General features: G+C 44.8%; 1 pseudogene. It reads right to left on the bottom strand.

Going from position 1 to position 1,108, the window contains the following annotated elements:
* Window positions 1–1,108: pseudogene (locus tag AB5935_RS27630) on the bottom strand (two-component regulator propeller domain-containing protein); the annotation flags it as partial.

Raw genomic sequence — 1,108 nt, 5'->3', positions numbered from 1 at the left:
CGGTTACTGGCTTTCACACGGAAAGTATATTCACCCGGAGGCAGGTTGAGAAAAGATACGTTATGTTTATCCGTGTATATCCATTCTTTGTGAATACCGTCCAGTTTGTAGGCATATAAATTCTTGCTGGGAGCCACATAACTAAGACTTTCGAACGTGATGTCGAACGACACCACCTGATAAGGAACAGTTACCTGTCCGCTAAGAGCAGGTATACGCTTGCTAAGGCTTACTTTGTCGTCGGGGCTATGCATATATACCGCCGAGATAGACGCTGTAGGTCTTACCTTATTAATAGATAATTTGAACGGATAGAAACAATTGAACCCGTTCACCCCACCGAAATAGAATTTCCCGTCACTGGCTTGCAGGGAAGAACGGAAATTGAACTGGTTGCTTTGCAATCCATCCTCGATGGTATAGAGTTGTGCCCGTTTGTTTTGCGGCTCATACCGGATCAGTCCTCTGTTGGAAGAAAGCCAATAGTTACCCGATTGATCGTCCAGTATGCCATAGATGATATTGTTCGGCAGATTCTCTTTGGTGGAGAAGTTCTCAAAACGGTCCTCCTGATAGTGATAACGGCAGATGCCACCACCTTCGGTGCAGAACCATAGATGTTGTTTATGATCGATATACACACGGATTACCCAGTTGCTGCAAGGAGAATCAGGATTTGCCGGGTCGTTGCGATAGTTGTGCAGTTTGCCGGTTTGGCGGTTGTAACGCCAGATACCATCCCTTTTGCTTGCCAGCCACAAGTCTCCGTATGGGTCTTCAACCATGTCGTAGATAAAGATATGGCTTAAAGGTTCCAATGTCCGGAAACTGGCAGAATCCGGAAAGCGTTCCCAGATAAATGCTGCCATCCTTCGTTTGATAGATGGAGTAGATATGGTCGTTAGGAATTGAATGTGGGTTTGCGCGGTTATGGCGATAGTTTTTCATTTTTCCCGTTTGAATATCCAGGATATATAATCCACGGGAGAAACTGCCAATCCACAATTTTCCTTCATTGTACAACAGTGCATGGATATTGTGATAACCGATATTAGGGTTACTGCTTCTCAACAGATGGTTTTTAAACTTCTTCGTGCGGGGATCAAAG

The sequence above is a fragment of the Phocaeicola sp. RTP21198st1_B8_RTP21198_201120 genome (assembly GCF_040929485.1).
Lineage (GTDB): Bacteria > Bacteroidota > Bacteroidia > Bacteroidales > Bacteroidaceae > Phocaeicola > Phocaeicola dorei.
Note: the sequence above shows the minus strand (reverse complement) of the source record. Positions and strands in the feature narration are given on the sequence as shown.